The following is a 24,652-nucleotide window of genomic DNA, read 5'->3' as shown; positions in this document are numbered from 1 at the left end:
CGAGAGACCCGCTGCCGCCACAGAACCCAGAAGAAGGCTCCTGATTTTCATTATTGACCTCCAAAGTCAGTCATTCGTTTTGCCAGTTGCCCGGCGGCTTGTCGAAACGCGACCACACTTTTGTGTGTGTTGCCGTCGCGTCTGCGACCGACAAACGATCCCATGCATGGATTCGCAAGACCCACTCTACGCAGGAGTTGGAGAGGCGCAATCGCAGAATGGCTGAATTGGGGCAATGCCAATCTGGTTGCGAACTGGCTGTTGCAGATTCAGCACAGGTTTGGAAACCAGCCATTAATACTTGGGAAGCTGGTGCACGCCCAGGCCGGCGAACCTGCCGCAAAACAGCGCCCCGCACTCGGTGTCATCGCGGCGAAGGCCCATACGCGCTGAGTTTGTGGCACCCACGGGCTCGCCACAACACCGGCGTCATCCCCGCGAAGGCGGGGACCCAGTGCGATCCCTCAGCCTCCACCGGCGCTGCAGCATCCCACTATGTTCCCGCCTTCGCGGGAATGACGCCGGTGAGTGGGTACCATGATAACTTGACGCCTATGGGCGAACGCCGGGGTGACACCGCGGGTGGGGTAAGCCCGTGCTCCCGACTAGTCCCACAGTTGCGGGCGAACCTGACGCCAGGCGGCCATGTGCTCGGCGCGGTTGGCGGCGATGCGGTCGCGCGACCAGTCATGATATTGCGGCTCGGAGCGGGCTTCGGCCATGCAGGCGTCGTTCCAGGGCAGGCCGCAGAATTCCAGCAGGCGGCGGATCTCGCCCCGGCGATCTTGGGCGAGGTTGCCGAGGTCGATGTCGTAGATGCCGCCCGGGAACTTCGCGTGCCAGCCGTCCATCAGGTCACGAAACGCGGCGTGGTAGCCCTGCAGCTCATCCATGTCGCTGGCATACTCGTAGCCGTTGCCGGTGAGGTGCTTTTCGAAGATGGCGACGCAGTGATCCGGCGTCGGTCGCACACAGCGGATAATCCTGGCATAGGGCAAGGCCAGCCGGATGAAGCCGATGTGGCGATAGTTTGACGGCATGGTGTCGACCACCGCCTTGCCCGGCGGCACGAGGCTTTGCGCTTCGCGCATGTAGGCGCGCCCCAGTTCCGTGAAACGATCGGGGGGAATATCGGCGATGGCGGCATCTTGCTGCTGCAACAGTTCGCGCACCAGCCGCGCCATGGTCGGCAGCTCGCCGGCGCCGGCAACCGAGGGGTGACGCGACAGGATGGTCTCCACCGTAGTCTTGCCAGCGCGCGGCATGCCAACGACGAAGATCGGCATGGCCTCACGGAAGCCGCCATTGTCGTGCGGACCGGTAACGCCCTCGAAGCGATGGAGATCACGCTTTAGCTCGGCGATCGTCGGCTTCAGCGAGAACGTCAGCTGCTGCCGATTCATCCGGTTCGCTTCGGTGAAGGCTTCGATCGCCTCGCGATGCTCGCCGATATCGCTCAGCGCCTTGCCAAGGCCGAAGCCGGCAAAGACGCGATCATCGATGGAGGCCTCGTTGGAACGGAACAGCGCCTTCATGGCGTCGATCGAAGCGTCCGATTTTTCGTGGCGGACGACATAGGAGCGGTGCAGATGCGCTTCGCCGAATGACGGGTTGAGGGCGATCGCCTTGTCGAAGCTATGGACCGAATCCTCGATGCGGTTCTGGTGGTAGAGCGCACGCGCGCGCCGCAATTGCAGTTGAGCATCGCGCGGCTGGGTGCGCAGCGCGTCCTCCACGACGCTCAGCGCCTCACTTGCCCGCCCCTGCCCGTCCAGCATGACGGCAAGGCCGTTGATCGCTGCACTATAGTTGGGCCTGAGGTGCACGGCGCGGCGATAGGCCGACTCGGCATCGAACATGTAGCCGGCGTCGCGGAGCGAGTTGGCAAGGTTGAAGTGAAAGCCGGCTTCGTTCGGCTTGAGGCGCACGGCGCGACGATAGACGGCGACGGCATCGTCGAAGCGCTTGAGGTTCCGGTACGCCATGCCGAGATTGGAGTAGGCCTCGGCAAACTCCAGATTGGCGAGGATGGCGCGCTGCAGCACCTCAACTGCCTCGGCACTGCGACCGGCAGCATTGAGGGCGACGCCGAGGTTGCTCAGATACTGCGAGTCGTTCGGGCTTGCTTCAACGGCACGCGAGAGGCAGTCGACCGCCTCCGCCGTGCGCCCGTGACTGAGGTGAACGAGACCCAGAAGGTGGTTGGCCGCGGGCTGCCTTGGGTCTTTGGCGAGGACCTGTTGATAAAGCTCAGCTGCTTCGCGCGCCCTGCCGGACTGATGCAGTGCCAGCCCCCTTTGCAGTAGATCGGAGATCGCCGGATTCTGCCCGCCTCGCGGCGAGGGCTGACGAGATCGGGACATTGGGGGCCGTCTGTAGAGTGTGGCGGGTGTAAGGCAAATGGCTGCCTTGCCTATGCCGCAAGTAGTCGCCCATATGAGCGCAAACAAGGGCGGGTAACAGCAAAATGACAGACGGCAAGGTGGCGGTGGTGACCGGCGCGACCTCGGGTATCGGGCGCGCCGCGGCAATCGGGCTGGGCAAGGCCGGGTATCGCGTGGCGATTCTGGGGCGGCGCGAGGCCGAGTTGGCCGAAACGGCGCGGTTGAGTTCGGCGCAGTATAGCGGCGTGTGCGACGTTACCGATCCGGCGGCGGTGCACCGCTACTTCACCGACCTCAAGGCGAAACTGGGTCGGGTCGACGTGGTGTTCAACAATGCCGGGCGGTTCGCGCCGCAGGCCAGCTTCGGCGACACCGATATCGGCACCTGGCAGGGCATGGTCGACGTGAACCTCAACGGCGCTTTCTACGTGGCGCGCGAAGCGTTCCGGGCGATGCGGGACCAGTCGCCGCAGGGCGGACGGATCATCAACAACGGTTCGATCTCGGCCTACGTGCCGCGGCCGGGCGCTGCCGCCTACACGGCGACCAAGCACGCGATCACCGGACTGACCAAAGCGATCTCGCTCGATGGGCGCGCTTACAGCATCGCCTGCGGCCAGATCGATATCGGCAACACGGCGACCGATATGACGGCGAGAATGACCACCGGATCGCTGCAGGCCAACGGCACAATGGAGCCGGAGCCGACCTTCGACGTGCAGCACGTGGTGGATGCGATTCTCTATATGAGCGGGCTGCCGCTCGAGGCGAACGTGCAGTTCATGACCGTGATGGCGACCACGATGCCATTTATAGGCCGCGGGTAGCTCGTTCCGATCCTGTTGCGTCGACTATCAGCCCGACCACTTGCCGAGATGTCCGATGACTATTCTTGCCTTTCAGGATGACGCGCTCCTAAGCCCGATCGCTGGGCTACGTGACTTCAGCGTGGACCCGAACAGGTACTTCAGGGGCCTCGCCGCGTCAGATGACGAGATTCTCTCGGTCGGTGGCATCCTGGCGCTCTTTGAAAGAGATGCTGTGCAGCATTGGGACGTTCCACAGCTGCTTAAGCTGTGTCGGCACGGCGCGGTCCGACGGCGTGCCTTCAACTACTTTAGTTGGGTGGGCGACCACGCACGGGCAGCAGAAGTGGCAATGGCTGGACCCAGCACAATCGAGGACCTCGACAAGGCCGGACTAGAGGCCCGCTCCCGGAACGACAACGGAAAGCAGCGAGACATCGAGATCGCCAAATATTTAAGCTTGGGCGAATTGATCCGACTGCACAAGGCAGCAACCTCAGCCGAACTCGTTGAGGGATGGCGAGGTGCCGTCCCAATTCTCACCAGAGCCGTCGCAGTGAAACCTGACGAACCCGCGGCGTTTTCGGCGCTTGCCAGGATGCTGGCACATGCCGGGCGGTACGATCTTCTCGAATACACGCTGTCGCAAGTAACCGGTATTGAGATGCTGGAGCCACAAGCAAAGGTATTCAGCGCGGACGCCCGCCTGGCCGACGGAGATGCTGAGGGCTGTCTGGCCCGGCTAAGCGAACTCGAGGATCGCGGGCGTACTGCTGCCAAACAATACGCCGTAGGCGCCGCCGGTGAGCAACTCAGGGCGAAAGCATACTCTAGGCTCGGACGCTTCAATGAAGCGTTCAGAAGCTATGCCACCATGAACTCAATCGACGCAACTTCCTTCAAGCCGACCAGCTACATTGCAGATTGCCTAGCCCGAAACGCCCAGGTCATACCCGACCTGCCGCCGCTAGATCGACCCAACTACGTGATGATGGTTGGATTTCCCCGATCCGGGACGACGATGCTAGAAAATGCGCTGGCGGCGCACCCGCGCGTCGAGACTTTCGAGGAGGTGCCATGCATGCTGGCCGTGACCACGTGCATCGACCGCGGAAATAAAGGACAGATGGAATACGAGGCAGGCAGCGCTGCACTGTTCGTCGAGGCTCGTGAGCGCTACTTCTCTTCGCTAGATCGCCTGGTGCAAAATCATGACGCCGAAGTCTATATCGACAAGCTGCCCATCCGATCTCTGATCGCCCCGTTCATTAAGCACTTGCTGCCAAATCAGCGCTTCATCTTTTCGATACGGCACCCTTACGACGTCGCACTCAGCTGCTTTCAGCAGCGCTTCGGCGTAAACTCGGCGATGGCGAACTTCCCCAATCTGGTGGACACCATCAGGCTCTACGACATTGCCATGACCGAGTGGTTCAAAGTCCATTCGCTCAGCGACCCATCCGTTCACTATGTGCGATATGACAGTCTCGTCACCGATTTTGAAGCCACGGCGCGAGAAGCTCTGGAGTTTCTTGCACTGGATTGGGATCCGGCCGTGCTCGAGTTTGCAGAACGGGCGGGCGAGCGGGCAGGCAAGACGCCCAGTTATCAGAAGGTGCGCCAGGGGTTGTCCCTGGGTATCCAGACCTATTGGCGCGACTACGATTTCCTGTTCAGGCAGGCGGAAGCAGCACCCCTGACCAAGTGGGCCAAGTTCTTCGGCTACGAGACGTTCTAGACCGCGAAGACCTTCTCACCGCCGATCCAGGTCGAGCGAACCTTCAGATCATCGCTGAGCACAGCGAAGTCGCCGCGGGCGCCTTTGGTGAGGTGGCCGCGGTCGGCTTCGGCGTGGATGGCGCGGGCGGGATAGAGGCTCGCCATGCGCAGGGCTTCGTCGAGCGGCACGCCGATGGCCTGGTGGACGTAGCGAATGGCATCGATCATCGCGAGGTCGGCGCCGGCGAGGGTGCCGTCGGCCAGACGGAGCGCGCCGTCCTTTCGATAGACCGTGCGGCCGGTGAGCTCGAACTCGGTCCAGTCGGTGCCGGTGATCGACATGGCGTCGGAGACGAGGAATATCTGGCCGGGGCCGCGCTTGGCGCGCAGCGCGATGCCGAGCGAGGTCGGGTGGACGTGGATGCCGTCGGCGATGATGCCGGCATCGAGGCCCGGCAGGTCGAGCACGGCGCCGACGAGACCGGGCTCGCGGTTGCCGATCTGGCTTTGCGCATTGAACAGATGGGTGGCCATCGAGGCGCCGGCTTCGGCCGCAGCCGCAACCTGCACATAGCTGGCGTCGGAGTGCCCGATGCTGACGATGATGCCGGCCGCAGCCAAACGGGAAATCTGTTCCGGGCCAACGGTTTCGGCGGCAACGGTAATGAGGAGAGTCGGGAGCGCACGCTTGGCAGCGAGCAGCCGCTGCAGGTCCGCTTCGTCCATCGGGCGGATCAGCGCCGGATCGTGAGCGCCCTTGCGGGCGATGGAGAGGTGCGGGCCCTCGAGATGGAGACCGAGGAACCCAGGCACCCCCTGCTCCACTGCCGCGGCCCCGGCGGCGATGACGGCCTCGTTCTTGGGTACGGTATCGGTGATGAGGGTCGGCAGGCTCCCGGTGCAACCGAACTGCGTCAGCGTCGCGCAGATGGTGCGGATGGCATCGAGCGTCGGTGTTTCATTCAGCAGCGCGCCGCCGGCGCCGTTGACCTGCAGATCGAGGAAACCGGGAACGATCATCGCGCCGTCGGCCGGAACGCGGATCGCGTCGGTGGGCGAGTCGGCGGCGATCAGTCCCTCGACCCTGCCGTCGGCCACCACCAGCGCCATATGGTCGTGCCATTCGGCGCCATCGAAGATGCGGGCTCCGGTGAAGGCTTGTTTAGTGGTCATGTTCTCTTGCTCCTGCAAACGAGCTTCAAGAGCCGGTGCGGGCTGCCCCCCACCCCTGTCCCCTCCCCGCAAGGGAGGGAGACGCTCTCACTAGTCCCGTGGTTGTCGTCTACCTCCCCTGCTCGAGGGGGAAGGATCAAGGGTGGGGGTCAACCCACACTAATGCTTCGGCTCATATCGTCTCCGTCACCTTCTTCAGGTGCGGAGGACGATCCGGATCGAAGCCGCGGCGACGGCTCAGCGCTTCGACGAAGCCGTAGAAGCTGACGATCAGCGCCAGGGCGTCGGTGATGGCGTGGCCGGAGGCTGCGAACGGCAGGCGTTCGGCGCTCCGGGCATTGATCGAGGTGATGAAGACGCGGGCGCCCTGCCCGGCCAGCCGCTCTGCAACGTCGGCGACCGAGGCTTCCGCGGCGTCCCGGGCAGCGAGCGCCAGCACCGGGAAGTGATGCTCGACGATGCGGGCCGGGCCATGGATGACTTCGGCGGCGCTATAGGCCTCGGCGTGGATGCCGCAGGTTTCCTTGAACTTCAGCGCCGCCTCGTTGGCGATGGCGAGCGCCGGACCGCGGCCGAGCACGTAGAGCGATTGGTGCTTATCGAGCGCGCCGAGCAGCGGCGACCAATCACAGTGCACCGCCTCCTCGAGCACTTCAGGAAGTGATTCCAGTGCAGCCAGCAGAGCCTTGTCTTCCAACCAGTTTCCGACGAGGCCGAGGCCGGCAACGACCGAGGCGACAAACGTCTTGGTGGCGGCGACCGATTTCTCCTCGCCGGAGCGCAACGCGATCGTCTGGTCGGACGCCTGAGCCAGTGGCGAGTCCGGGGTATTGGTCAGCGCGAATGTGAGCGCGCCGTTCTTTTTCGCCGACTGGGTCATGCCGACGATATCCGGGCTCTTGCCCGACTGCGAAATGGCGATGGCGGCGGTGCCCTTGAGTTTCAGCTCGCGGCCATAGATCGAATAGACCGAGGGGCCGACCGAGGCGACCGGCACGCCGGCCAAGAGCTCGATGGAGTATTTGAGGAAAGACGAGGCGTGGTCGGAAGAACCGCGCGCGATGGTGACGATCGCGGTCGGGTCGGCCGCGCGAAGCGCCTTGCCGGCTGCCGCGAAGTCGGACTTGCCCTCAGAAATCAGACGGGCAATCGCCGACGGGGTCTCCTCGACTTCCTGGCGCATGTAGCTGGCATTGGCGGTTGGGGTCACGGCATCACTCACAGTTGCGATCATTTACGGGCGGCGTCACCGACTCTGAGTTCGGCGACGAAATCATAGGTGTCGCCGCGATAAACCGAGCGCGTCAGTTCGACCACCTTGCCCGAAGGCAGGTAGGCGATGCGCTCGATGTGGAGCGCGGCGGCGCCCACGGGGATTTCAAGGAGACGGGCGTCGCCTTCCTCGAGATTGGCGGCGCGGATGCGCTGGATGGCGCGGACCGGCCGATTGCCGGTCTTGTCGAGATGAGCGTAAAGCGACGAGCCGACCGAAGCCGGATCCGGCAAAGTCTCGGCGGACAAAGCGGCCCGCTCGATGGCCAGCGGCATTTCGCCGGAGAGGCGGAGGCGTGCAACCCGCGCCACGCGATCGCCCGGCGAGAGACCGAGAATGACCGTTTCGTCCGGGGACGGATCGTAGATGCCGCGATCGAGCCAGACGGCGCGCACCGCCATGCCGCGGCGCGCCATATCTTCGGTGAAGGAGGTGAGCTGGCTCAGAGACTGCTCGACACGGCTCTGCTGCGGGGCAACGAAAGTGCCTGAACCGTGCCGCTGGATCAGCAGGCCGTCGCGCACCAGATGCTGCACCGCCTTGCGCACAGTGACGCGAGAGACCTCGACCCTCGCCGCCAGATCGCGCTCGGAGGGGAGGGCATCGCCGGGTTTGATGGCGCCACGGGCAACTGCGTCTTCGATCCAGCGCTTCAGCTGCAGGTAGAGCGGACCGCCCTGCGGCAGGATCACGGCTTCGGCGCTGAAGAGATCGCTGGTCAAATTGCCTGTCCCGGACCAAGAACTGCCGGATCAATCAGCCCGGCGCGGGCGTTGTCCCACATGCAACCTATAATACCAATAAAAGACCATTTACCAAGCGGTTTCTCGACTGGCATCGCCGCAATCTGTGAGATCGGTCCCATGCCGGTGGTTTGCCGCACGTATCGCGTCAGTCCCGCTCGACAAGTGGTATGTTTTTGGCATTAATGCCGCGCGAGGCACGCACGAGGGGGCAAGGTCCAGATGCCGGGAATATCGTCTTTGCTGGCGGGTGCCGCCATCGTCGATATCACGCCCCCGGCAGGGCTGATGATGTCGGGCTACGCCGCGCGGACGCAACCAGCCATCGGGAGCCACGACCCGCTGACAGCGCGCGCCATCGCGGTGGGCGATACCGCGATCGTGGTGGCCGACGTGATTGGCCTGCACGAAGACAGCTGCGCGCGCATTCGTTCGCGGTGCGTGCTGCCGGACGACCGCGTTGTGGTGATCGCGACCCATACGCATGGCGGGCCGGTGAGCATGGCCGGCCGCGGCGGCACCTCGTTTGACGCCGCCTATCTGGCGCATCTGGAGGACGGGTGTGTCGAGGCGATCAACCGGGCCGTGGCGGAACAGCGGGCGGCCACCCTTTCAGCCGGGCTCGGCGACAACCCGGGCGTCGCCTTCAACCGGCGGCATGACGATGGGGTGACCGACCCCACCGTGCCGGTGCTGCGGATCGACGGGATTGACGGGCGTCCGATCGCCATCCTCACCGCCCACGCCTGTCATCCGGTGGTGCTGGCAGCCTACAACAGGCAATACACGGCCGACTTTCCTCACTATGTGCGCGAAGCGCTGGAACTCGCCGATCCGGGAATCGTCGCGGTATTCCTTACCGGTTGCGCGGGCGACATCAGCACGGGCCACTCCCCCCATTCGTCAATCAGCACGGTTGCTACGGCCGACCGCACCTATGCCGAGGCGGAGCGGCTGGGCAGCAAGATCGCCGCCAGCGCCCTTGCGGCGAAACTGCATCGCCTCGATGGTGAAGTGACCGCCATGGCCCGGTCAGTCGCGCTGGATTTCGAACGCAACGAGACGATGCCCCTGCCGGTGCTGGCGGCCGAGTGGCGCGCCAAGGCGGCGGAGTCGGACCCCGCCTGGGCGACACTCTACGACTGCTGGGCGGATTGGGCCGGAACGATCGCCCTCCACCCGCTCAAGCCGTGGACGGGCAAGGTAACAGTGTTGGACTGGGCCGGCGCGCGGTTGAGCTTCACGCCAGGGGAGATGTTCGCGCAGTCGGCGCTCAATGTGCGCGGCGACGCTGCACGAGTTCACTTCGTCAACGGCCTTGCCGACGGGGTACCCGGGTATATCCCGCCCGAGACCGAGTATCGGTTCGGCGGATACGAGGTGCTGGAGGCGCACCGCTATTATGGCTTGCCGGCGGCATTCGCCCCCGGGTCGGCCGAACGGCTCGAGGCAGCGGCAATCGAGCTGAATGCCGGGCTTGACCGGGCGCTACCGTGAGCCGGCTCGCCGCTGCCATCCCCTCTATTGTCCCCGGCCGCGCAGGGGACATTGAGACCATCTCTGTTTGGAGCAGTAAATGAGCGTACGTGTTCTGGTTGCCGGCCTAGGCAATATGGGGCGCAGCCATGCCCTGGCGTATCACCGACACCCCGGGTTCGAGATCGTAGGGCTGGTGAACCGGCGGGCACCCAAACTCGAGGCAGAACTTGGTGGCTACAAGGTCCTTGCCGACTATGGGGCGGCGTTGCGTGAGTTGCACCCGGATCTCGTTTCGGTCAACACCTACACCGACACGCACGCCGACTACGCGGTGATGGCGCTGGAACAGGGCGCACATGTGTTCGTCGAGAAGCCGCTGGCGATGACCGTCGCGGACGCCGAACGCGTGGTCTCGGCGGCAAAGGCCAACGGACGCAAACTGGTCGTCGGCTATATCCTTCGGCACCATCCGAGCTGGATCCGCTTCATCGCGGAAGCGCGCAGGCTTGGCGGTCCCTACGCCTTCCGGCTCAACCTCAACCAGCAATCGAGCGGCGCCAACTGGCAGACGCACAAGACCCTGATGGAGACGACCTCGCCGATCGTCGACTGCGGCGTGCACTATGTCGATGTGATGTGCCAGATCACCGATGCCAAGCCCGTGGAAGTGCGCGGCATGGGCGTGCGGCTGTCCGACGAGATTGCCCCGGACATGTACAATTACGGCGCGCTGCAGGTGCTGTTCGACGACGGCTCGCGCGGCTGGTACGAGGCGGCGTGGGGGCCGATGGTCTCGGAGAACGCCTTTTTCATCAAGGACGTGATGTCGCCGAACGGCGCCGTCTCGATCGTCATGGAACCGGGTGCACGGTCTGACGATCTCGACACGCACACCCGCACCGACCAGATCCGAGTGCACCGTGCGGCGCTCAAGGCCGATGGCAGCTTCGTGGGGGCCGACGAACTCATCTCAATGCAGGGCGAACCGCACCACGACGCGCTCTGCGCACGCGAGCAGGACTATGTGCATCGCGCCATCGTCGAGGATCTCGACCTCACCCGGCACATGAACGACGCGGTGCAATCGCTCAGGATCTGCATCGCGGCGGATGAGAGCATTCGTACCGGGTTGGCGGTGAAGCTCTAGCGCGTATGGGGAGAAGGGGCCGACCATGGGCCGGCCCCTGCCCTCGTTACATCGCCGGAAGGATGGCGATGTCGCGAACGTCGCCTTCGATGGCAAGGTCAACCGTCTTGGTGGCGGCGCCGGTTTCGAGGTTGACGGTGTGGAGCGCACCACTCGCCGCAAGATAGGCGGTGTTGGTCAGGTCGGCCGTTGCAGCGATGTCGAAGGCGTAGACCGTGCCGGTGACACCGAGCGCGCCGCGGGTGGCGAGAACGCCGTCGTTGGGGGTGGTCTGCTGCAGAAGCCCCAGGTTGCTGTCGATGTCATACATCGCAGTCTTTTCGGGCTTGCCCACCGAGTTGGTATAGGCGACCGCGACGACGCTGGACGTCGCTGCGGCATTGGCGTCCGCCGCATCGAAGTTGAGTTTGCCGTCGACGGTGGTCATGCCGTCGTCGACATTGGCACGCAAGTTCGTGCCATCCGAGCCGACAAGACGGAGCCGGTCAGCGACAGGGTTGAAATCGACGCTGGCGGACACGCCATCCGGCAGCTTCTCCGACAGCATGCTCTTGGCGGTGGCGGCGCCGGTTGCGAGATCGATGATGACAACCGAGCCGTCAGCGGCAACGCCGTAAAGGGCCTTGTCGGCGGGGCGGACATCGATGCCCAACAGGCTGTCGACGCCGGTCACCTCGACCGATGCGCCGGCAGCGCCGGTCTCGGTGTCGAAGCTGACGAGGGTCTTGTCACCGACGAGGGCGACGGCTGGGGCGGCGAAAGCCGCGGCGGGCAGCGCGGCAAGGCCGATAGCGGCGAGAACGGCGAGAGAGGTGCGGGCAGTCATGGATATCTCCTTGGCTTTTCGTCTCTTTGAGGAGCAGCGGCGGGATGTTTCCCGGCGCTCTCACAGGGACTACCCGCGGCGAGTGGCCCTTGGATGCAGTGTGCAGAAAAACTTTCGTGCGTTGCATCCTGGGGGATCGATGGCGTGTAATCGTTCCATGGAGCGATTGGTGAGCGACATCGGACCGGCCCTCAGCCCGGAGACTCTGCTGGCGCGCATCGCCCGGGCGGAGCGCGCGGCGCTGGCCGCGTTGTTCGAGAGCGAAGCCGGGCGGCTGCTGGCGATTGCACGACGGATCGTCAGGAGAAGCGATCTGGCCGAAGAAGTCGTGCAGGAGACGTTCGTCGCGATCTGGCAGCGCGCCGGGCAGTTCGACCCGGCACGGGGCAGCGCGCGGGGCTGGCTGACCACCATGGTGCGCAACCGGGCGCTGAACCTGCTGCGCGACGGCGGACGGCTGGAGTTCCACGATATCACGACGCTGGAGGCGATGCAGGGACGCGAGCAGGACGCGGTGCTGGCCTTCCAGACGCTACCCGACAAGGAAGGGCTGAAGCACTGCCTGGGGCAGTTGGATGAACCGAAGCGGCGGGCCGTGCTGCTGACCTATGTGGTGGGCATGAGCAATGGCGAAGTTGCCGAGCGGCTAGACGTGCCGCTGGGAACCGCCAAATCGTGGATAAGGCGCGGCATTGCGGCGCTGCAGGAGTGCCTCAGATGAGCGCCGCGTTCGACGAACAGGTCGGCGACTATGTGCTGGGAATGCTGGACGGCGCCGAACTGGCGGCGTTCGAGGTGGCGCTGGAGCGTGATCCGGAATTGGCGGGGCGGGTCGAGGCGCTGCGCGGCAGGATGCAGGCGCTGGACGATACGGTGGTCCCGGCACCGGTACCGAGCGCCCTGTGGGGCCGGATCGAGGCGGAGTTGCAGCCGGCAGCCGTGGCGGTGGCGCGACGGGCACCGCTGCGTCAGCAGAGCTGGCTGCTGGCAGCGAGCATCGTGATAGCGGCGGGCATCGGCTTCGTTGCCGGGCAGCAGTTCGGCCAGCCGCCGCGGCCGGTGGTGATCGCGGTGCTGGTATCGGACGACGCGATACCGGGGGCAATCGTCGAAGCGTTCGCCAATAACAGCGTGCACATCGTGCCGCTGGAAGCCTTCGATGTGCCCTCGGGCAAGGTGCTTGAAGTCTGGACCAAGCCAAACGAGGAGATCGGGCCGGTATCGCTGGGGCGGTTCGCGCGCTCGGAGGAAATCGTGCTGGATGGCGCGACGCTGCCGTTACCGCAGGCGGGACAACTCTACGAGATCACGCTGGAGGACGCTCCGGGCTCGCCCACCGGCAAGCCGACGGGACCGATCCTGGTCAAGGGCCTGGCACGTTCGCCTATCTGAGCACTGTGCCGCAGGCGATCGCGTGCTAACATGTCAGCCGAATTTTAACTCCAGACGGCTGATTTCATGCGCATTATCGATACGCACCTGCACCTGATCTATCCCGACAGGTTCTCTTACCCATGGCTGAGCGGCGCGCCGGCGATCAACAAGCCCTGGCCTGTCGAAAGCTACTGGGCGGAGGCAACGCCGCTGGGCATCGAGGCGGCGCTCCATATGGAGGTCGATGTCGCCGAGCCGCAGATTGCAGCGGAGACCGAGTTCGTCCTGGGGCTTGATCGGGTGGTCGGGGCGATTGCCAATGGGCGGCCTGAGCATGCCGATTTCGAGCGGCATCTCGAGAAGATGCAAGGGCTGGGTCGGGTGAAGGGCATTCGGCGGCTGCTGCAGGGGCAGCCGGCAGAGCTCAGCCAGACGCAGACCTTCATTGACAACATCCAGCTATTGCCGCGCTACGACATGAGCTTCGATATCTGCGTGAAATCGCACGAGCTGATGCTGGCGCCACCGCTGATCGAGGCGTGCCCCGAAACTCAGTTCGTGCTCGACCACTGCGGCAACCCCAAGATCGCCGAGCGGGAATGGGAGAGCTGGACCACGCGGATGGAGCGCGTCGCCGAGCTGCCGAACGTGGTGTGCAAGGTTTCTGGCATCCTCGCCAATGTCGACGACACCTGGACCGTGGACACCATCCGGCCCTACGTCGAATTCGTCATCGAGACATTCGGCTGGGACCGCGTGGTATGGGGCAGCGATCATCCGGTGGTGACGCTGTTTGCCGACCTGACCAAGTGGGTGAACGCCAGCCGCGAGATCGTCGGCGGAGCGAGCCAGGCGGAGCAGGAGAAGCTGTTCTCGGTCAATGCCGAACGGGTGTACCGGATATAGTCTATCGCCGCCGCACGGCGTGATTTGACTGGCCTCTCGGACGCGTGCTTTAGTCCTCGGCGAGGGGACCATGACGTACGACAGTGTAACGCTTATCGTATCAAGACATCAGCGAACGATATTCATCGCAGCACTCATCGTGATCGGATTTTGTCTGTTGGCGGCGACCGTCTGGCTGTCGCTCTGCGTACCGATGGCGATCGAAAATGAGGGCAGCCTGGTCGAAGGACTTTACCGGCCGCCATGACGACTTCTGGGTCGCGCCAGTCCCTGATCTATTTCCGGTAGGCACGGAGGTTCAGTTCGTCCCAAAGCCAACTGGGATCATAGGCGGCGCTGATGTCGCGGTTACGCTCGTGAGCGTTCCCAAGGTATTTGAGCCAGTCGGCAACGGCGTGCCGCCCTGCCATGTTGAGTTTCCAGACAAACCCCGGCTGCGCCCAGCTTGTCACAGGAATCAAGCTGCTCTCTAGTGTCGGCGGGCTGGAGGGAACTGGCAATGGCGGCGCAACCGCATTTCGTTATCGTGGGCGGCGGCACGGCGGGGTGGATCGCGGCCTTCATCATCCAGGATTCGATCAAGCGGCTGAAGCTCGACGCCAAGCTCAGCGTGGTGGAGTCGAGCAAGATTCCGACGGTAGGCGTCGGCGAGGCGACGACCGCGGCGTTCCATGTGTTCCTGACGCATTTCGGCATCGACATCTTCGAGTTCTTCAGGAAGACCGAGGCCACCTACAAGCTCGGCATCCGCCACGAAGATTGGCGCCGCAAGGGTTTTACCTATTACGGGCCGATCGACGACCCGCACGCGGTGGTCAAGGCCCCGCCGGGGGCGCCGTCCGACTATCTCAATGTCTATGCCGTGTCGATAAACGAGCCGGTGCAGGACATGCACCTGTTCGGGCCACTGCTCAAACAGAAGAAAGCGCCGTGGGCGAAGAAGGCCGACGGGTCGCTGATCCCGCTGGGACCGTTCCTGCCGGCCTATCACTTCGACCAGTCGCTGGTGGGCAAGTTCCTCAAGGAGAAGTCAGAGGGGGTCGAGATCGTCGACAACGTGCTGACCGGGGTGGAGCGAAACGGCGAGACCGGCGACGTCACCGCCCTGGTGTTCGAGGATGGGCAGAAGCTCGAAGGCGACTTCTTCATCGACGCGACCGGCTTCCGCAAACGCCTGATCGTGGGCGAAATGCAGGCGCCGTGGATTTCGTACCAGCATGAGCTGCCGGTGAACCGGGCCCTGCCCTTCTGGCTGCCGGTCGAGCCGGGCGAAGAGATCGCCAACTACACCCGCGCCTGGGCGCAGGAGGCGGGCTGGATGTGGCAGATTCCGACGCAGTATCGGTATGGCTGCGGTTACGTGTATTCCGACGAGTTCCGCACACCCGACGAGGCGCATGCCGAGGTGGAACGGGTACTGGGCCGCAAGATCGAAGTGCGCGGCGATATCCAGTTCAAGATCGGGCGGCTCGAACAGGCGTGGATAAACAATGTCGTGGCGGTGGGGCTGAGCTCGAGCTTCCTCGAGCCGCTGGAATCGACCTCGATCCACGGCACCATCGTGCAGATGATGATGTTCGCCGGGCAGTACCTGCGCGAGCCGGGAAAGATGAACCAGGCGCTGCGTGACGACTACAACCGGCGGGTCGGCCGGCAGGTCGACGATTTCCGCACTTTCGTCAACACCCACTACATGACCGAGCGGGACGACACGCCATTCTGGCGCGAGGTGCGGGAGCACCGCATCCACCCCGAGACCAAGCAGCGGCTTGAGCGGTGGAAGACCGAGATGCCGCGGCGCGAGCACTTTGCGGATTATCTGTTCGGGCTGCCGCATGTGGAGACGCAGCTGCACTATCCGGTGCTGGATGGCCTCGGGCTGCTCGATCCGGCGGTGGCAAAGGCCGAGATGGCGCGCGATCCGAAGCTCCGGAAGTTCGCACGCGAGACCCATGCCGGGCTGGTGAAGGAATACAAGCAGGCCGCCAGCAAGGCGCTGGGGCATGCGGAGTTTTTGGAACTGGTGCGCGGGATGGGCGGCGCGTAACCGAAAGAGACGACCCCCTCCCGGCCTCCCCCATGAAGGGGGAGGTGCAGAGTCGAGGCTCTGTCTTCGATCATGGCCAGTGAACCAGCGGGGCACCTCCCCCTTCATGGGGGAGGATGGGAGGGGGCCGTCTGCTCCAGCTAAAGCTCGTAGCTCAGCTCATAACTCACTGTCTTGTCGTGCTGTGCCGCGTAACTGCCCTGCCCCGTGATGCCCTTCAGCTCGCCAGTACCGGAACCGTCGACGATCTGCCATTTGCTGGCGGCGACGCCGTTGGTCCAGTCGCCGACTTCGTAGATGATGAACCGGCCGGACTTGCCGTCGAGCGTGCCGTCCATGACCAGGTAGCCGGCATAGTGGCAGGTTTCGGCAGTGGGGTATTGCATCAGGTAGCGGCCAGGACCGGTGGCTTCGATAGCGCCATGCATGACGATATCGATCTTTGCCTCGGTCGATTTAAGCGGAGCGGCTTCATGGTAGGGGTTTTCGTCCCAGTTATTGTGCAGAATCGTGCCCTTGGCGGTCTTCATGAGGTTCTCCTTGCTTGGACGGGGAAGCTAGCGGAGCACCGCTGCGAGGAATTGTAGTTTCGCGACAGAGGAGTTGTGCCGATGATCCTGCGCCAATGGTCGGCCCGTATCCGGACCACGGACGAGGCGCGCTACGTGGCCTATATCGAGGAAACGGGCGCTGCCCACTATGCCGCGACGGACGGCAATCTCGGCTTCCAGATTCTCACCAGCGCCGAGGCCGACGGGCTCAGTACGATCACGACGCTGAGCTGGTGGACCGATCTCGAGGCCGTGAAACGCTTCGCCGGGGAGGACTATCAGCGGGCCCAATACTACCCCGAAGACGATGCGTTTCTGGTCGAGCGGAGCGAGTTCGTACACCACCACCTGGTGCGCACATCTCAGATGAGCGGCGTGCGCTGACTGATGCAACAGAGTGATCCGAAGCCGATCGATCCGGCGGTGAAGCCGGCCCGCGGGCTGCTGCACAAGCAAACCAGCTTCGAGCATTTCGAGCTGACGCGGTTCGAGCCGTCGGATGATCTTGCCGACTGGGTCGAGCACCACTGGATGATCCTTTACGACCTCGGCGATCGTCCACCTTACACACAGCGCAACCTCAGCCACCCGAACCAACACGTGGTCATCGACTCGCGCGGCGAGACCGGCATTTTCGGGGCGGCTACCGGGGTGTTCGAGACGACGCTCAGTGGCTCAGGCCGGGTGTTCGCGAGCAAGTTCTGGCCGGGCGCCTTCCGGCCGTTCTTCGGGCGCGCGGTGAGTGCGCTGAGTGATACGTGGCTGCCGGTGGAAACCGTGTTCTCGCGGACGTCGACCGCCATGCAGGCGGAGTTCAGCGGGCTCAACGATCCCCTGGGGATGGCGGAGCGGCTGGAAGACGTGATCCGGGCGCAGCTACCGGCGCCGGACGAGAAAGCCGCACTGGCGCGGCGGATCGTGCAGTTTGCCGAGGCAAACCTCGAACTGGTCTCGGCCGGCGAGCTGGCTGGAGCGTTCGGGATGGGATTGCGGGCGTTGCAGCGGCTGTTCGAGGAGTATGTCGGGGTGTCGCCCAAGTGGGTGATTGACCGATACCGCATGCTCGAGGCGGTGGAAGCGCTCAACGCCGGCGGGACCGAGACGCTGACCGAGCTGGCGCATCGGCTGGGGTACTTCGACCAGGCGGCGTTCAACCATGCATTTGAAAAGCTGACCGGGGCGGCGCCGTCCAGCTTTCTAGCCTGATGGAGCCAGAGCGCCTTCTCCCACCTGCGAAGAAGGCGCCGACTGAGCGTGAGTTAAGCCTAATGCTGGCTGTGTAATCCGCCCGGCTCGGAGATTTCCTGCAGCGCGTGGGCGCTCTCTCGGCCCGAGTCGGCGAGGGCGACGTCGCCCAGCGAGATCATACCGACCAGACGCTTTTCACGGTTGAGGACCGGCAGGCGCCGAATCTTGAACTCAGCCATGTGGTCGGACACGTCGGAGAGTTCCTCGTCCTCGAAGCACCAGCGCGGGCTGGAGCTCATTACCTGACGGACACGGGTTTCCGGGCCCATGCCCTCGGCGACAGCCCGGATGCAGATGTCGCGATCGGTGATCATGCCGACCAGGCGGTCGTTTTCACCCACCGGCATCGAACCGGCGTCGATTTCGCGCATGGTTCTCGCGACGGAGCGGATGGTGTCATCGGGCGAGCAAAGCTCGACATCGGTGCTCATGCATTCGCTGACTTTCATGGCCGTTCTCCCTGTTGGGGGCGGCAAGGGTGGCCGCCCCTGAAAGAGGAACAATGCAGCAGAAGGCCCGGGGTTCAGCGCCGGGGTGAAACAGATTTCCCTCAGGCTGTGTCGTAAGCGCCGAGCAGCAGCGGCAGGATGCTGATCTGCCGGGTAACCGGGTTGCCCTCCTCGATGTCCCAGGCAGCGCTGAGCGCGGCGTGGGCTGAGGCCCAGGCAAGGACGTGCCGGCGCCCGATGCCGGTGCGCGCGGCAATAGCGTGGGAGTGACGGGCGACGCGCGGTGCACTGATGACGAAGTCGTCGCCTTCCTCCGGGTTGAGGAAGCTGTTGGCGTAATCGTAGGCCGGATCGCCGATGAGTCCCTTGGGGTCGATGGTGACCCAGCCGCGGGCGCCTGAGACGATGTTGTCGTGGTGGATGTCACCGTGCAGCGGGATGGTCTGCATCGGCTTATCGAACAGGTTGTAGGCAATGCCGGTGGCGCGGCCAACAAGGTCGCGGGCCTGGCGCGGCCAGGCGCCAGCGCCGACGCGGAACAACGCCTCGAAGCGCTCACGCAGCGGGGTGAGGCCGGCAGGCGGCGCGGCATCGCGCGGGGCGTGCAGCTTTGCGACAGTGTCGCAGAGAATTTCAGTGGCTTGGGCGTCGCGACCGGTGCGGGCGACATCGCCCAAAGTCTCGCCATCGGCCAGTTCCATCAGCACGGCGTCGCGCGCGAGGCCGTAGATGGCGGCCGCGCCATGGCCGGCGTACCAGACGAGCAGGCTGCCGCCATTGCGCTCGTCCTCGCCGGTGCCCGGCTTCAACAGTTTCAGCACCGCGGGCGGCTGACCCGTGCGCTCGACACGATAGACGAGGCTGGTGCCGGTCTCGGCGGTCAGGGTCGGGCGGGTCAGCGACCAGCGCGCCAGGGCGCGGCTGAGCATGGTGGCGTCAGGGGTGGGATTGAGCAGGGTAGCCATGCGACTGCATTAGCCCACAGGGGTAAAAAAGAAACCCCGCGGGATGCCGCGGGGCGAGGTCAGGGAGGAGGTTATTTACTGAAGCAGACGGCCCCCTCCCGGCCTCCCCCATAAAGGGGGAGGTGAAGAGTCGAGGCCCCGTCTTCGATCGTGCAAAGTGAACCGGCGGGGCACCTCCCCCCGTCCCTATCAGTACGCCCCTTACGCGACCCGCTGCTTCTTGGCCGGGCGGGCCCAGGCCGGGATCCAGTCGCCGTGGGCGGCGAGGAGGTCGTCGGTGAGGTTCCAGATCTGTTCGAGGTCGAGCTCGGCAGCGGTGTGCGGATCCATCATCGCGGCGTGGTAGATGTGCTCCTTGTTCTCGGTCATCAGCGCCGCAACCGTGAGCTCCTGCACGTTGATATTGGTGCGGATCAGCGCGGTCAGCTGCGGCGGCAGATCGCCGATATAGGTCGGCTGGATGCCCGAAGCATCGACCAGGCACGGCACCTCGACGGCGGCATTGTACGGCAGGTTGGTGATGACGCCGTTGTTGCGGACGTTGCCGTAAATGACGCCAGGCTCGCCGGTCCACACCGAATTGACGATCTCGGAGGCGTATTCCTTGGATTGCTTGACCTCGATGGTGTTGGCCTTGCGGTACTCGTCGGACGTGGTCTTCCACTTGGCGATCTGCTCGACGCAGCGCTTGGGGTACTCGTCGAGCGGAATGCCGAACTTCTCGATGATGTCCTCGCGGCCTTCCTTGATGAAGTACGGGGTGTACTCGGCAAAATGCTCGGAGCTCTCGGTGACGAAGTAGCCGAGGCGGGTCAGCATCTCGTAGCGCACCTTGTTGGGGCAACGCGGGTTCCAGGTCGGCTTGGGCGCCCTGCCCTCGCGGTAGGCGCGGACCAGATCGGGATAGAGGTCGCGGTACGAACCATCGGGCTGGCGATGCTCGAACTTCAGGTAGAAGGCCATGTGGTTGATGCCGGCAGAGCGATAGCGGATTTCGGAATAGGGAATCTCGAGATCGTGGGCCAGTTCCATCGCAGTGCCCTGCACCGAATGGCAGAGGCCGACCTGCTTGATGGTCGGGTACTTCTCGGCAATGGCCCAGGTGTTGATGGCCATCGGGTTGACATATTGCAGCATCACCGCCTCGGGGGCGACTTCCAGCATGTCCTCGCAGATCGACCACAGGTGCGGCACGGTGCGCAGCCCGCGCATGATGCCGCCGACGCCGAGGGTGTCGGCGATGGTCTGGCGCAGGTTGTACTTCTTGGGCACCTCGAAATCGACGACGGTCGAGGGCTCGTAGCCGCCGATCTGGAAGCAAACGACGACGAAGTTGGTGCCGTCGAGGGCTTCGCGCTGGTTCGAGAAGGTCTTCACCGTGGCGGGGACACCGAGGGTGTTCACCAGCTTGCCCGCAATGATGGCGCTCTCTTCGAGGCGCTGCGGGTTGATGTCCATCAGGCGGATCTCGGCGCCGGTCAGCGCCTCGCGCTGCAGGATATCGCCGACGATGTTCTTCATGAACACGGACGAGCCGGCGCCGATGAAGGTGATCTTGGGGTTGGCCATAAAGTGTCTCCGTAGGACGTTCGGGCCGGCTAGGCCGCGATTTCGAAGGCGGCTCGGACGAGCCGCGATGTGTATTCGGTCTTGGGGTTCTCCAGAACCTCGTTGACCGGCCCCTGTTCGACGATCTTGCCGTACTGCATGACCATCACCCGGTGGCACAGGGCTTTGACGACCTTGAGGTCGTGCGAAATGAACAGGTAGCTGAGGCCCTTCTCGTCCTGGAGCTTGCGCAGCAGTTCGATGATCTGGGCCTGCACCGACAGGTCGAGCGCCGAAGTCGGCTCATCGAGCAGGATGAACTCGGGTTCGAGCGCAATGGCCCGGGCAATGGCGAGGCGCTGGCGCTGGCCGCCCGAGAATTCGTGCGGAAAGCGGTTGAGGATGGTGTCGGGCAGTCCGGCGTCGCGCAGCGCCTGGCGAACCCGCTCGACGCGTTCACGCGAGGTGGCGCCCAATCCGTTGACGATCAGGCCCTCCTCGATGATCTGCCGCACGCTCATACGCGGGTTGAGCGAAGCGAAGGGATCCTGGAAGACAATCTGCATACGGCTGCGCAGCGGACGCATTTCCTTGCGATCCTTGGTATCGATGCGCTCTCCATCGAACAGGATCTCGCCGCCCTGGTTGCCGATAAGGCGGATCAACGCCTGGCCGAAAGTGGTCTTGCCCGAACCGGATTCGCCGACGAGGCCCAGCGTCTCGTGCTTCTTGAGGTCCAGCGACAGTTTGTCGACCGCAACCAGCTCGAAGAAATCCGGGCTGAAGAAGCCGCCGCGCTTCAGCGTGAAGGCCACCTTCACGTCCTTGCCTTCGAGCACCGTGGGTGAGTTGGCGGCGATCGGTTTGGCCGATCCCTTGGGCTCGGAAGCCAGCAGGTGCCGGGTGTAGCTATGGCGTGGATTGGTGAACAGCGCTTCGGTGGTGTTGTGCTCCTGCACCTTGCCGTTCTGCATCACATAGACGTAGTCGGAGAACTGTTTGACGATGGTCAGGTCGTGGGTGATCAAGATCACCGCCATGCCGTACTTCGACTTCAGATCCTTGATCAGGTTGAGGATCTGGGCCTGCACGGTGACATCGAGCGCCGTGGTCGGCTCATCGGCAATCAGCACATCGGGGCGATTGGCCAGCGCCATGGCGATCATCACGCGCTGGCGCTGCCCGCCAGACATCTGGTGCGGATACTGGCGCAGCCGCGCTTCTGGCTCGGGAATCTGCACGTCCTCGAGCAGTTGCCGGGCCCGCTTCATGGCCTCAGCGCCCGAGATGCGGTTGTGCAGATGCAAGATCTCGCAGAGCTGGGCGCCGACCGTGTAGATCGGGTTCAGCGAACTCATCGGCTCCTGAAAGATCATCGAGATGTCGTTGCCGCGGAGCTTGCGCATCCCGGCATCAGGGAGCTTCAGGATGTCCTTGCCACCCAGCGTGATGCGGGACTTGTCGCTGATCGTCGCGCGCTTGGTGAGCAACCGCATCACCGTGCGGGCCGTGACGGACTTGCCCGAGCCGCTCTCCCCGACAAGCGCGATGGTCTCGCCTTTGTGCAGCTGGAACGACACGTCGCGCACTGCGTTGACGATGCCGCCTTCGACCTTGAATTCGACCGCGATATTACGGGCGTCGAGGATCAGTTCGCGACCATGACTGCCGAGGTCATAGCGCTCGGGCGGCGAGAGATCATTGGTGTCGATGGTGCTCATCTCTTCACCTCAATAGGGATCGATGGCGTCGCGGAGGCCGTCGCCGAGCGCATTGAAAGCGAAAACGGTGATCAGCACGAAGACGACGGGCGAGAGGATCCAGGGATAAGAGCCGATCACCGAGAAGGTGCCGGTATCCTGCAGCATCAAGCCCCAGGAGATCAGCGGTGGCTTCACGGCAAAGCCGAGGTAGCCAAGGAAGCTTTCGAGCAGAACGACGCTGGGGATGGCGATGGTCACGGCGACGATCAGGTGACTCGAAACGTTCGGCAGGATGTGACGCAGGATGATGCGCCAGTCCGATGAGCCCACCGCGACGGCAGCGCGCACATATTCGATGCGGGCCAGCGCCAGGGTCTTGGAGCGCACCTCGCGCGCCAACTGGGCCCAGCCGAGCACCGCCATGACGCCGATGACGAAGGCGATGAACACCGGCGAAGGCGCCGTCACCGGGATCAGCGAGGCAAGCGCCAGGTAGAGCGGCAGTTGCGGGAAGGCGAGGACGAGGTCGACGAAGCGCTGTACCCAGGCATCGAGCCGCCCGCCGATATAACCCGAGGCGATGCCGACGAGCGTACCGATGGTGGTGGTCAGCAGCACCACAACCAGCGCGATGGTGAGCGATATCTGCGAGCCGACGATGCCGCGCGAGAGAATGTCGCGGCCGAATTTGTCGGTGCCGAGGAAGTGGATCGGCCGGCCGTCGACAGAGCCGAAGAAGTGGATGTTGGCCGGGATAACGCCGAGCAGATTGTAACGGTGGCCGGGCACGAAGAAGCCAAGCGCGGTGGGGTTGGCCTTGTCCGGACCGGTCATCGGCTGGAAGGTAATAGGGTCGAATTCACCGGTCTCGACGATCGGGTAGACGAAGGGAACGAGGCTGAAGCTGCCGTCGGGGGCACTGAACTCGACGTGGTCGGGTGGCGCAAAGGCGATCTCGGCGCGCTTGGGGTCCATCGGCGCGAAAAAATCGCCGAAGATGGCCATGAGGATCAGCGCCAGGGTGAGCACCAGCCCGATCATGCCCATGGTGGAGCGGCGGAACCGACGCCAGACCAGCGTCGCATAGGTCTCGTTGCCGTGGCTGAAGCGGTTGACGACAGGGGCCGCGGCTACCGGGTCGGCCGGCGGCAGCTGATGCCCGGTCGGGGTGGCGAGTTCGCCCGGCTTGGCGGCTCCGGTTTCGGTGGTCGAGAGGGTCGGTTTGTCGGCGATGGTGCTCATTCGCGGTTCTCCCCACCAAGACGGACACGGGGATCGACCGCGGCGAGCAGCAGATCGGCGATGATATTGCCGATGATCAGCGTAGCAGCGAGGACCAGCACGAAGGTGGCGGTGACGTAGACGTCGCCAACGGCCATGGAGCCGACAATGGCCGGCCCGACGGTCGCGAGGCCGAAGACGATAGCGACCTCGATTTCGCCGGTCAGCATGTAGGGCAGTGCGACGCCCTGGTAGGCGATCAGCGGATGCAGCGCGTTGGGAACGGCATGCTTCATGATCACGGCGCCTTCCGACATGCCCTTGGCGCGGGCCGTCTCCACATACTGGCTATTGAGCACATCGAGCAGGTTGGCCCGCATGACGCGCATATTGTAGGCCAAGCCGCCGAACGTCGCGATGAAGACCACGGGCCAGACGTGCTGCACCAGGTTGACGAACTTGTCCCAACTCCAGGGCGCGCCTCCATAGCGCGAGGAGAAGAAGCTCCCGAGCTCCTGCACGTTCATCCGGAAGGCGAGGATGTAGATGATGATCAGCGCCAGGAGGAACCGGGGCACGGTCATGCCGAGGAATGAGATGATGCCGAAGGTGGTGTCGATCCAGCTATACTGGCGGGTGGCAGCGATGATGCCCATGCCGATGCCGATCACCGACGCAAAGAAGTGACAGGTGAGCGCCAGGAGCACGGTGCGCGGCAGGCGCTCGGCGACGACGTCGCTGACTGGCTTGTTGTAAAACAGCGAGTGGCCGAAATCGAAGCGGGTGACGATGCCGACCATCCAGTTGACGTACTGGATCGGCAGCGGCTCGTTGAGGCCATTCTGCTCGCGATAGATATCGGCCTGCTTTTCGGCCTCTTCCATGGTCGCCCCGCCCTGATTGATCAGCATGGAGCGGATGTAGTCGCCGTAATCGCCCGGAGGGGCCTGGATGATGGCGAAGGTAACGACGCTGAGAACCAGCAGGACCGGCACGGCAGCCAGTAGTCGCATCACCAGAAAGCGCAGCAGGTGCATATCAGTCTCTCCTCCGGTCAGGTGGCAAGGGGGCGCGTGTGCCCCCTTGCCGC

The 24,652-nt window shown here is 64.1% G+C and carries 24 protein-coding genes; 11 read left to right on the top strand and 13 right to left on the bottom strand.

The genetic code is table 11. The features are described from left to right. Positions 1–605: 605 nt before the first annotated feature. Entirely contained in the window at positions 606–2,363 is a 1,758-nt protein-coding gene (locus VGV07_RS26105; RefSeq protein WP_326871658.1) for a tetratricopeptide repeat-containing sulfotransferase family protein, read from the bottom strand. 104 nt (positions 2,364–2,467) lie between these two features. Between VGV07_RS26105 and VGV07_RS26100 the strand changes: the two genes are divergently transcribed. Next, on the top strand, positions 2,468–3,211 hold the full coding sequence (locus tag VGV07_RS26100) for an SDR family oxidoreductase (RefSeq protein WP_326871657.1): 744 nt from the start codon (positions 2,468–2,470) through the stop codon (positions 3,209–3,211). A gap of 55 nt (positions 3,212–3,266) precedes the next feature. Continuing rightward, the gene (locus VGV07_RS26095) at positions 3,267–4,928 is read left to right on the top strand and encodes a sulfotransferase (protein ID WP_326871656.1); all 1,662 of its coding nucleotides are present in this window, start codon (positions 3,267–3,269) and stop codon (positions 4,926–4,928) included. Here the strand turns inward: VGV07_RS26095 and nagA are convergent. The 3 genes from nagA to VGV07_RS26080 all read right to left on the bottom strand — a co-directional run bounded on the left by nagA (position 4,925) and on the right by VGV07_RS26080 (position 8,077). Next, positions 4,925–6,082, bottom strand: coding sequence for an N-acetylglucosamine-6-phosphate deacetylase (gene nagA, locus VGV07_RS26090; protein ID WP_326871655.1), 1,158 nt, complete (start codon positions 6,080–6,082; stop codon positions 4,925–4,927). The genes VGV07_RS26095 and nagA overlap by 4 nt on opposite strands. A 172-nt stretch (positions 6,083–6,254) precedes the next feature. After that, positions 6,255–7,265 (bottom strand): SIS domain-containing protein, encoded by a 1,011-nt coding sequence (locus VGV07_RS26085; RefSeq protein WP_326871662.1) that lies wholly within the window; start codon positions 7,263–7,265, stop codon positions 6,255–6,257. Positions 7,266–7,312: 47 nt separating this feature from the next. Next, complete coding sequence (locus VGV07_RS26080) at positions 7,313–8,077, bottom strand: GntR family transcriptional regulator (RefSeq protein ID WP_326871654.1); 765 nt, start codon at positions 8,075–8,077, stop codon at positions 7,313–7,315. A gap of 261 nt (positions 8,078–8,338) precedes the next feature. Here VGV07_RS26080 and VGV07_RS26075 point away from each other — a divergent pair, with 261 nt between their 5' ends. Together VGV07_RS26075 and VGV07_RS26070 are read left to right on the top strand one after the other, a co-directional pair. Next, the gene (locus tag VGV07_RS26075) at positions 8,339–9,595 is read left to right on the top strand and encodes a neutral/alkaline non-lysosomal ceramidase N-terminal domain-containing protein (RefSeq protein WP_326871653.1); all 1,257 of its coding nucleotides are present in this window, start codon (positions 8,339–8,341) and stop codon (positions 9,593–9,595) included. A gap of 79 nt (positions 9,596–9,674) precedes the next feature. After that, the gene (locus VGV07_RS26070; RefSeq protein ID WP_326871652.1) at positions 9,675–10,724 is read left to right on the top strand and encodes a Gfo/Idh/MocA family oxidoreductase; all 1,050 of its coding nucleotides are present in this window, start codon (positions 9,675–9,677) and stop codon (positions 10,722–10,724) included. Between the two features lie 46 nt (positions 10,725–10,770). On the opposite strand, the gene VGV07_RS26065 is transcribed toward VGV07_RS26070, so the two are convergent. Then, on the bottom strand, positions 10,771–11,550 hold the full coding sequence (locus VGV07_RS26065; protein ID WP_326871651.1) for a DUF4394 domain-containing protein: 780 nt from the start codon (positions 11,548–11,550) through the stop codon (positions 10,771–10,773). Between the two features lie 169 nt (positions 11,551–11,719). Here VGV07_RS26065 and VGV07_RS26060 point away from each other — a divergent pair, with 169 nt between their 5' ends. The 4 genes from VGV07_RS26060 to VGV07_RS26045 all read left to right on the top strand — a co-directional run bounded on the left by VGV07_RS26060 (position 11,720) and on the right by VGV07_RS26045 (position 14,077). After that, positions 11,720–12,271, top strand: a complete 552-nt coding sequence (locus VGV07_RS26060) for a sigma-70 family RNA polymerase sigma factor (RefSeq protein WP_326871650.1) — start codon at positions 11,720–11,722, stop codon at positions 12,269–12,271. Next, positions 12,268–12,942 (top strand): anti-sigma factor, encoded by a 675-nt coding sequence (locus VGV07_RS26055; RefSeq protein WP_326871649.1) that lies wholly within the window; start codon positions 12,268–12,270, stop codon positions 12,940–12,942. Before VGV07_RS26060 ends, VGV07_RS26055 begins: the two co-directional genes overlap by 4 nt. A gap of 66 nt (positions 12,943–13,008) precedes the next feature. Further along, on the top strand, positions 13,009–13,830 hold the full coding sequence (locus VGV07_RS26050) for an amidohydrolase family protein (protein WP_326871648.1): 822 nt from the start codon (positions 13,009–13,011) through the stop codon (positions 13,828–13,830). A gap of 70 nt (positions 13,831–13,900) precedes the next feature. Beyond that, positions 13,901–14,077, top strand: coding sequence for a hypothetical protein (locus tag VGV07_RS26045; protein ID WP_326871647.1), 177 nt, complete (start codon positions 13,901–13,903; stop codon positions 14,075–14,077). Positions 14,078–14,105: 28 nt separating this feature from the next. Here the strand turns inward: VGV07_RS26045 and VGV07_RS26040 are convergent, their stop codons facing one another. Then, positions 14,106–14,240, bottom strand: a complete 135-nt coding sequence (locus tag VGV07_RS26040; RefSeq protein WP_326871646.1) for a hypothetical protein — start codon at positions 14,238–14,240, stop codon at positions 14,106–14,108. An 89-nt stretch (positions 14,241–14,329) separates the two neighbouring features. Here VGV07_RS26040 and VGV07_RS26035 point away from each other — a divergent pair, with 89 nt between their 5' ends. Then, positions 14,330–15,877: a tryptophan halogenase family protein gene (locus tag VGV07_RS26035; protein WP_326871645.1), complete on the top strand. Its 1,548-nt coding sequence runs from the start codon at positions 14,330–14,332 to the stop codon at positions 15,875–15,877. Positions 15,878–16,017: 140 nt separating this feature from the next. On the opposite strand, the gene VGV07_RS26030 is transcribed toward VGV07_RS26035, so the two are convergent. Further along, on the bottom strand, positions 16,018–16,407 hold the full coding sequence (locus tag VGV07_RS26030) for a DUF3224 domain-containing protein (protein WP_326871644.1): 390 nt from the start codon (positions 16,405–16,407) through the stop codon (positions 16,018–16,020). Positions 16,408–16,488: 81 nt separating this feature from the next. On the opposite strand from VGV07_RS26030, the gene VGV07_RS26025 reads away from it, so the two are divergent. Continuing rightward, the gene (locus VGV07_RS26025) at positions 16,489–16,812 is read left to right on the top strand and encodes a hypothetical protein (RefSeq protein WP_326871643.1); all 324 of its coding nucleotides are present in this window, start codon (positions 16,489–16,491) and stop codon (positions 16,810–16,812) included. A 3-nt stretch (positions 16,813–16,815) separates the two neighbouring features. Continuing rightward, positions 16,816–17,634, top strand: coding sequence for a helix-turn-helix domain-containing protein (locus VGV07_RS26020; protein WP_326871642.1), 819 nt, complete (start codon positions 16,816–16,818; stop codon positions 17,632–17,634). Positions 17,635–17,693: 59 nt separating this feature from the next. Here the strand turns inward: VGV07_RS26020 and VGV07_RS26015 are convergent, their stop codons facing one another. The 6 genes from VGV07_RS26015 to VGV07_RS25990 form a co-directional block, all read right to left on the bottom strand. Continuing rightward, positions 17,694–18,125 carry a CBS domain-containing protein gene (locus tag VGV07_RS26015; protein WP_326871641.1) on the bottom strand — a complete coding sequence of 144 codons (432 nt, stop codon included), beginning with the start codon at positions 18,123–18,125 and terminating at the stop codon, positions 17,694–17,696. Positions 18,126–18,226: 101 nt separating this feature from the next. Further along, positions 18,227–19,090 (bottom strand): aminoglycoside phosphotransferase family protein, encoded by an 864-nt coding sequence (locus VGV07_RS26010; RefSeq protein WP_326871640.1) that lies wholly within the window; start codon positions 19,088–19,090, stop codon positions 18,227–18,229. Positions 19,091–19,291: 201 nt separating this feature from the next. Then, a complete protein-coding gene (locus VGV07_RS26005; protein ID WP_326871639.1) occupies positions 19,292–20,659 on the bottom strand; it encodes an alpha-glucosidase/alpha-galactosidase in 1,368 nt (455 codons plus the stop codon). A gap of 29 nt (positions 20,660–20,688) precedes the next feature. Next, entirely contained in the window at positions 20,689–22,359 is a 1,671-nt protein-coding gene (locus VGV07_RS26000) for an ABC transporter ATP-binding protein (protein ID WP_326871638.1), read from the bottom strand. Between the two features lie 9 nt (positions 22,360–22,368). After that, complete coding sequence (locus VGV07_RS25995) at positions 22,369–23,583, bottom strand: ABC transporter permease (RefSeq protein ID WP_326871637.1); 1,215 nt, start codon at positions 23,581–23,583, stop codon at positions 22,369–22,371. Next, positions 23,580–24,593, bottom strand: a complete 1,014-nt coding sequence (locus VGV07_RS25990; protein ID WP_326871661.1) for an ABC transporter permease — start codon at positions 24,591–24,593, stop codon at positions 23,580–23,582. The genes VGV07_RS25995 and VGV07_RS25990 overlap by 4 nt, the downstream gene beginning before the upstream one ends. Positions 24,594–24,652 lie beyond the last annotated feature (59 nt).

Origin of the sequence: Devosia sp. (genome assembly GCF_035944845.1) — a bacterium.
In the GTDB taxonomy this organism is placed as follows: Bacteria; Pseudomonadota; Alphaproteobacteria; order Rhizobiales; family Devosiaceae; genus Devosia_A.
This window is presented reverse-complemented; position numbering and strand designations above follow the sequence as displayed.

Excerpts from the sequence above, each read along its gene's own strand:
- VGV07_RS26105 (WP_326871658.1), bottom strand. The coding sequence starts at position 2,363 with ATGTCCCGATCTCGTCAGCCCTCGCCGCGAGGCGGGCAGAATCCGGCG.
- VGV07_RS26100 (WP_326871657.1), top strand. The coding sequence starts at position 2,468 with ATGACAGACGGCAAGGTGGCGGTGGTGACCGGCGCGACCTCGGGTATC.
- VGV07_RS26095 (WP_326871656.1), top strand. The coding sequence starts at position 3,267 with ATGACTATTCTTGCCTTTCAGGATGACGCGCTCCTAAGCCCGATCGCT.
- nagA (WP_326871655.1), bottom strand. The coding sequence starts at position 6,082 with ATGACCACTAAACAAGCCTTCACCGGAGCCCGCATCTTCGATGGCGCC.
- VGV07_RS26085 (WP_326871662.1), bottom strand. The coding sequence starts at position 7,265 with ATGCGCCAGGAAGTCGAGGAGACCCCGTCGGCGATTGCCCGTCTGATT.
- VGV07_RS26070 (WP_326871652.1), top strand. The coding sequence starts at position 9,675 with ATGAGCGTACGTGTTCTGGTTGCCGGCCTAGGCAATATGGGGCGCAGC.
- VGV07_RS26065 (WP_326871651.1), bottom strand. The coding sequence starts at position 11,550 with ATGACTGCCCGCACCTCTCTCGCCGTTCTCGCCGCTATCGGCCTTGCC.
- VGV07_RS26055 (WP_326871649.1), top strand. The coding sequence starts at position 12,268 with ATGAGCGCCGCGTTCGACGAACAGGTCGGCGACTATGTGCTGGGAATG.
- VGV07_RS26050 (WP_326871648.1), top strand. The coding sequence starts at position 13,009 with ATGCGCATTATCGATACGCACCTGCACCTGATCTATCCCGACAGGTTC.
- VGV07_RS26045 (WP_326871647.1), top strand. The coding sequence starts at position 13,901 with ATGACGTACGACAGTGTAACGCTTATCGTATCAAGACATCAGCGAACG.
- VGV07_RS26040 (WP_326871646.1), bottom strand. The coding sequence starts at position 14,240 with ATGGCAGGGCGGCACGCCGTTGCCGACTGGCTCAAATACCTTGGGAAC.
- VGV07_RS26035 (WP_326871645.1), top strand. The coding sequence starts at position 14,330 with ATGGCGGCGCAACCGCATTTCGTTATCGTGGGCGGCGGCACGGCGGGG.
- VGV07_RS26030 (WP_326871644.1), bottom strand. The coding sequence starts at position 16,407 with ATGAAGACCGCCAAGGGCACGATTCTGCACAATAACTGGGACGAAAAC.
- VGV07_RS26025 (WP_326871643.1), top strand. The coding sequence starts at position 16,489 with ATGATCCTGCGCCAATGGTCGGCCCGTATCCGGACCACGGACGAGGCG.
- VGV07_RS26020 (WP_326871642.1), top strand. The coding sequence starts at position 16,816 with ATGCAACAGAGTGATCCGAAGCCGATCGATCCGGCGGTGAAGCCGGCC.
- VGV07_RS26015 (WP_326871641.1), bottom strand. The coding sequence starts at position 18,125 with ATGAAAGTCAGCGAATGCATGAGCACCGATGTCGAGCTTTGCTCGCCC.
- VGV07_RS26010 (WP_326871640.1), bottom strand. The coding sequence starts at position 19,090 with ATGGCTACCCTGCTCAATCCCACCCCTGACGCCACCATGCTCAGCCGC.
- VGV07_RS26005 (WP_326871639.1), bottom strand. The coding sequence starts at position 20,659 with ATGGCCAACCCCAAGATCACCTTCATCGGCGCCGGCTCGTCCGTGTTC.
- VGV07_RS26000 (WP_326871638.1), bottom strand. The coding sequence starts at position 22,359 with ATGAGCACCATCGACACCAATGATCTCTCGCCGCCCGAGCGCTATGAC.
- VGV07_RS25995 (WP_326871637.1), bottom strand. The coding sequence starts at position 23,583 with ATGAGCACCATCGCCGACAAACCGACCCTCTCGACCACCGAAACCGGA.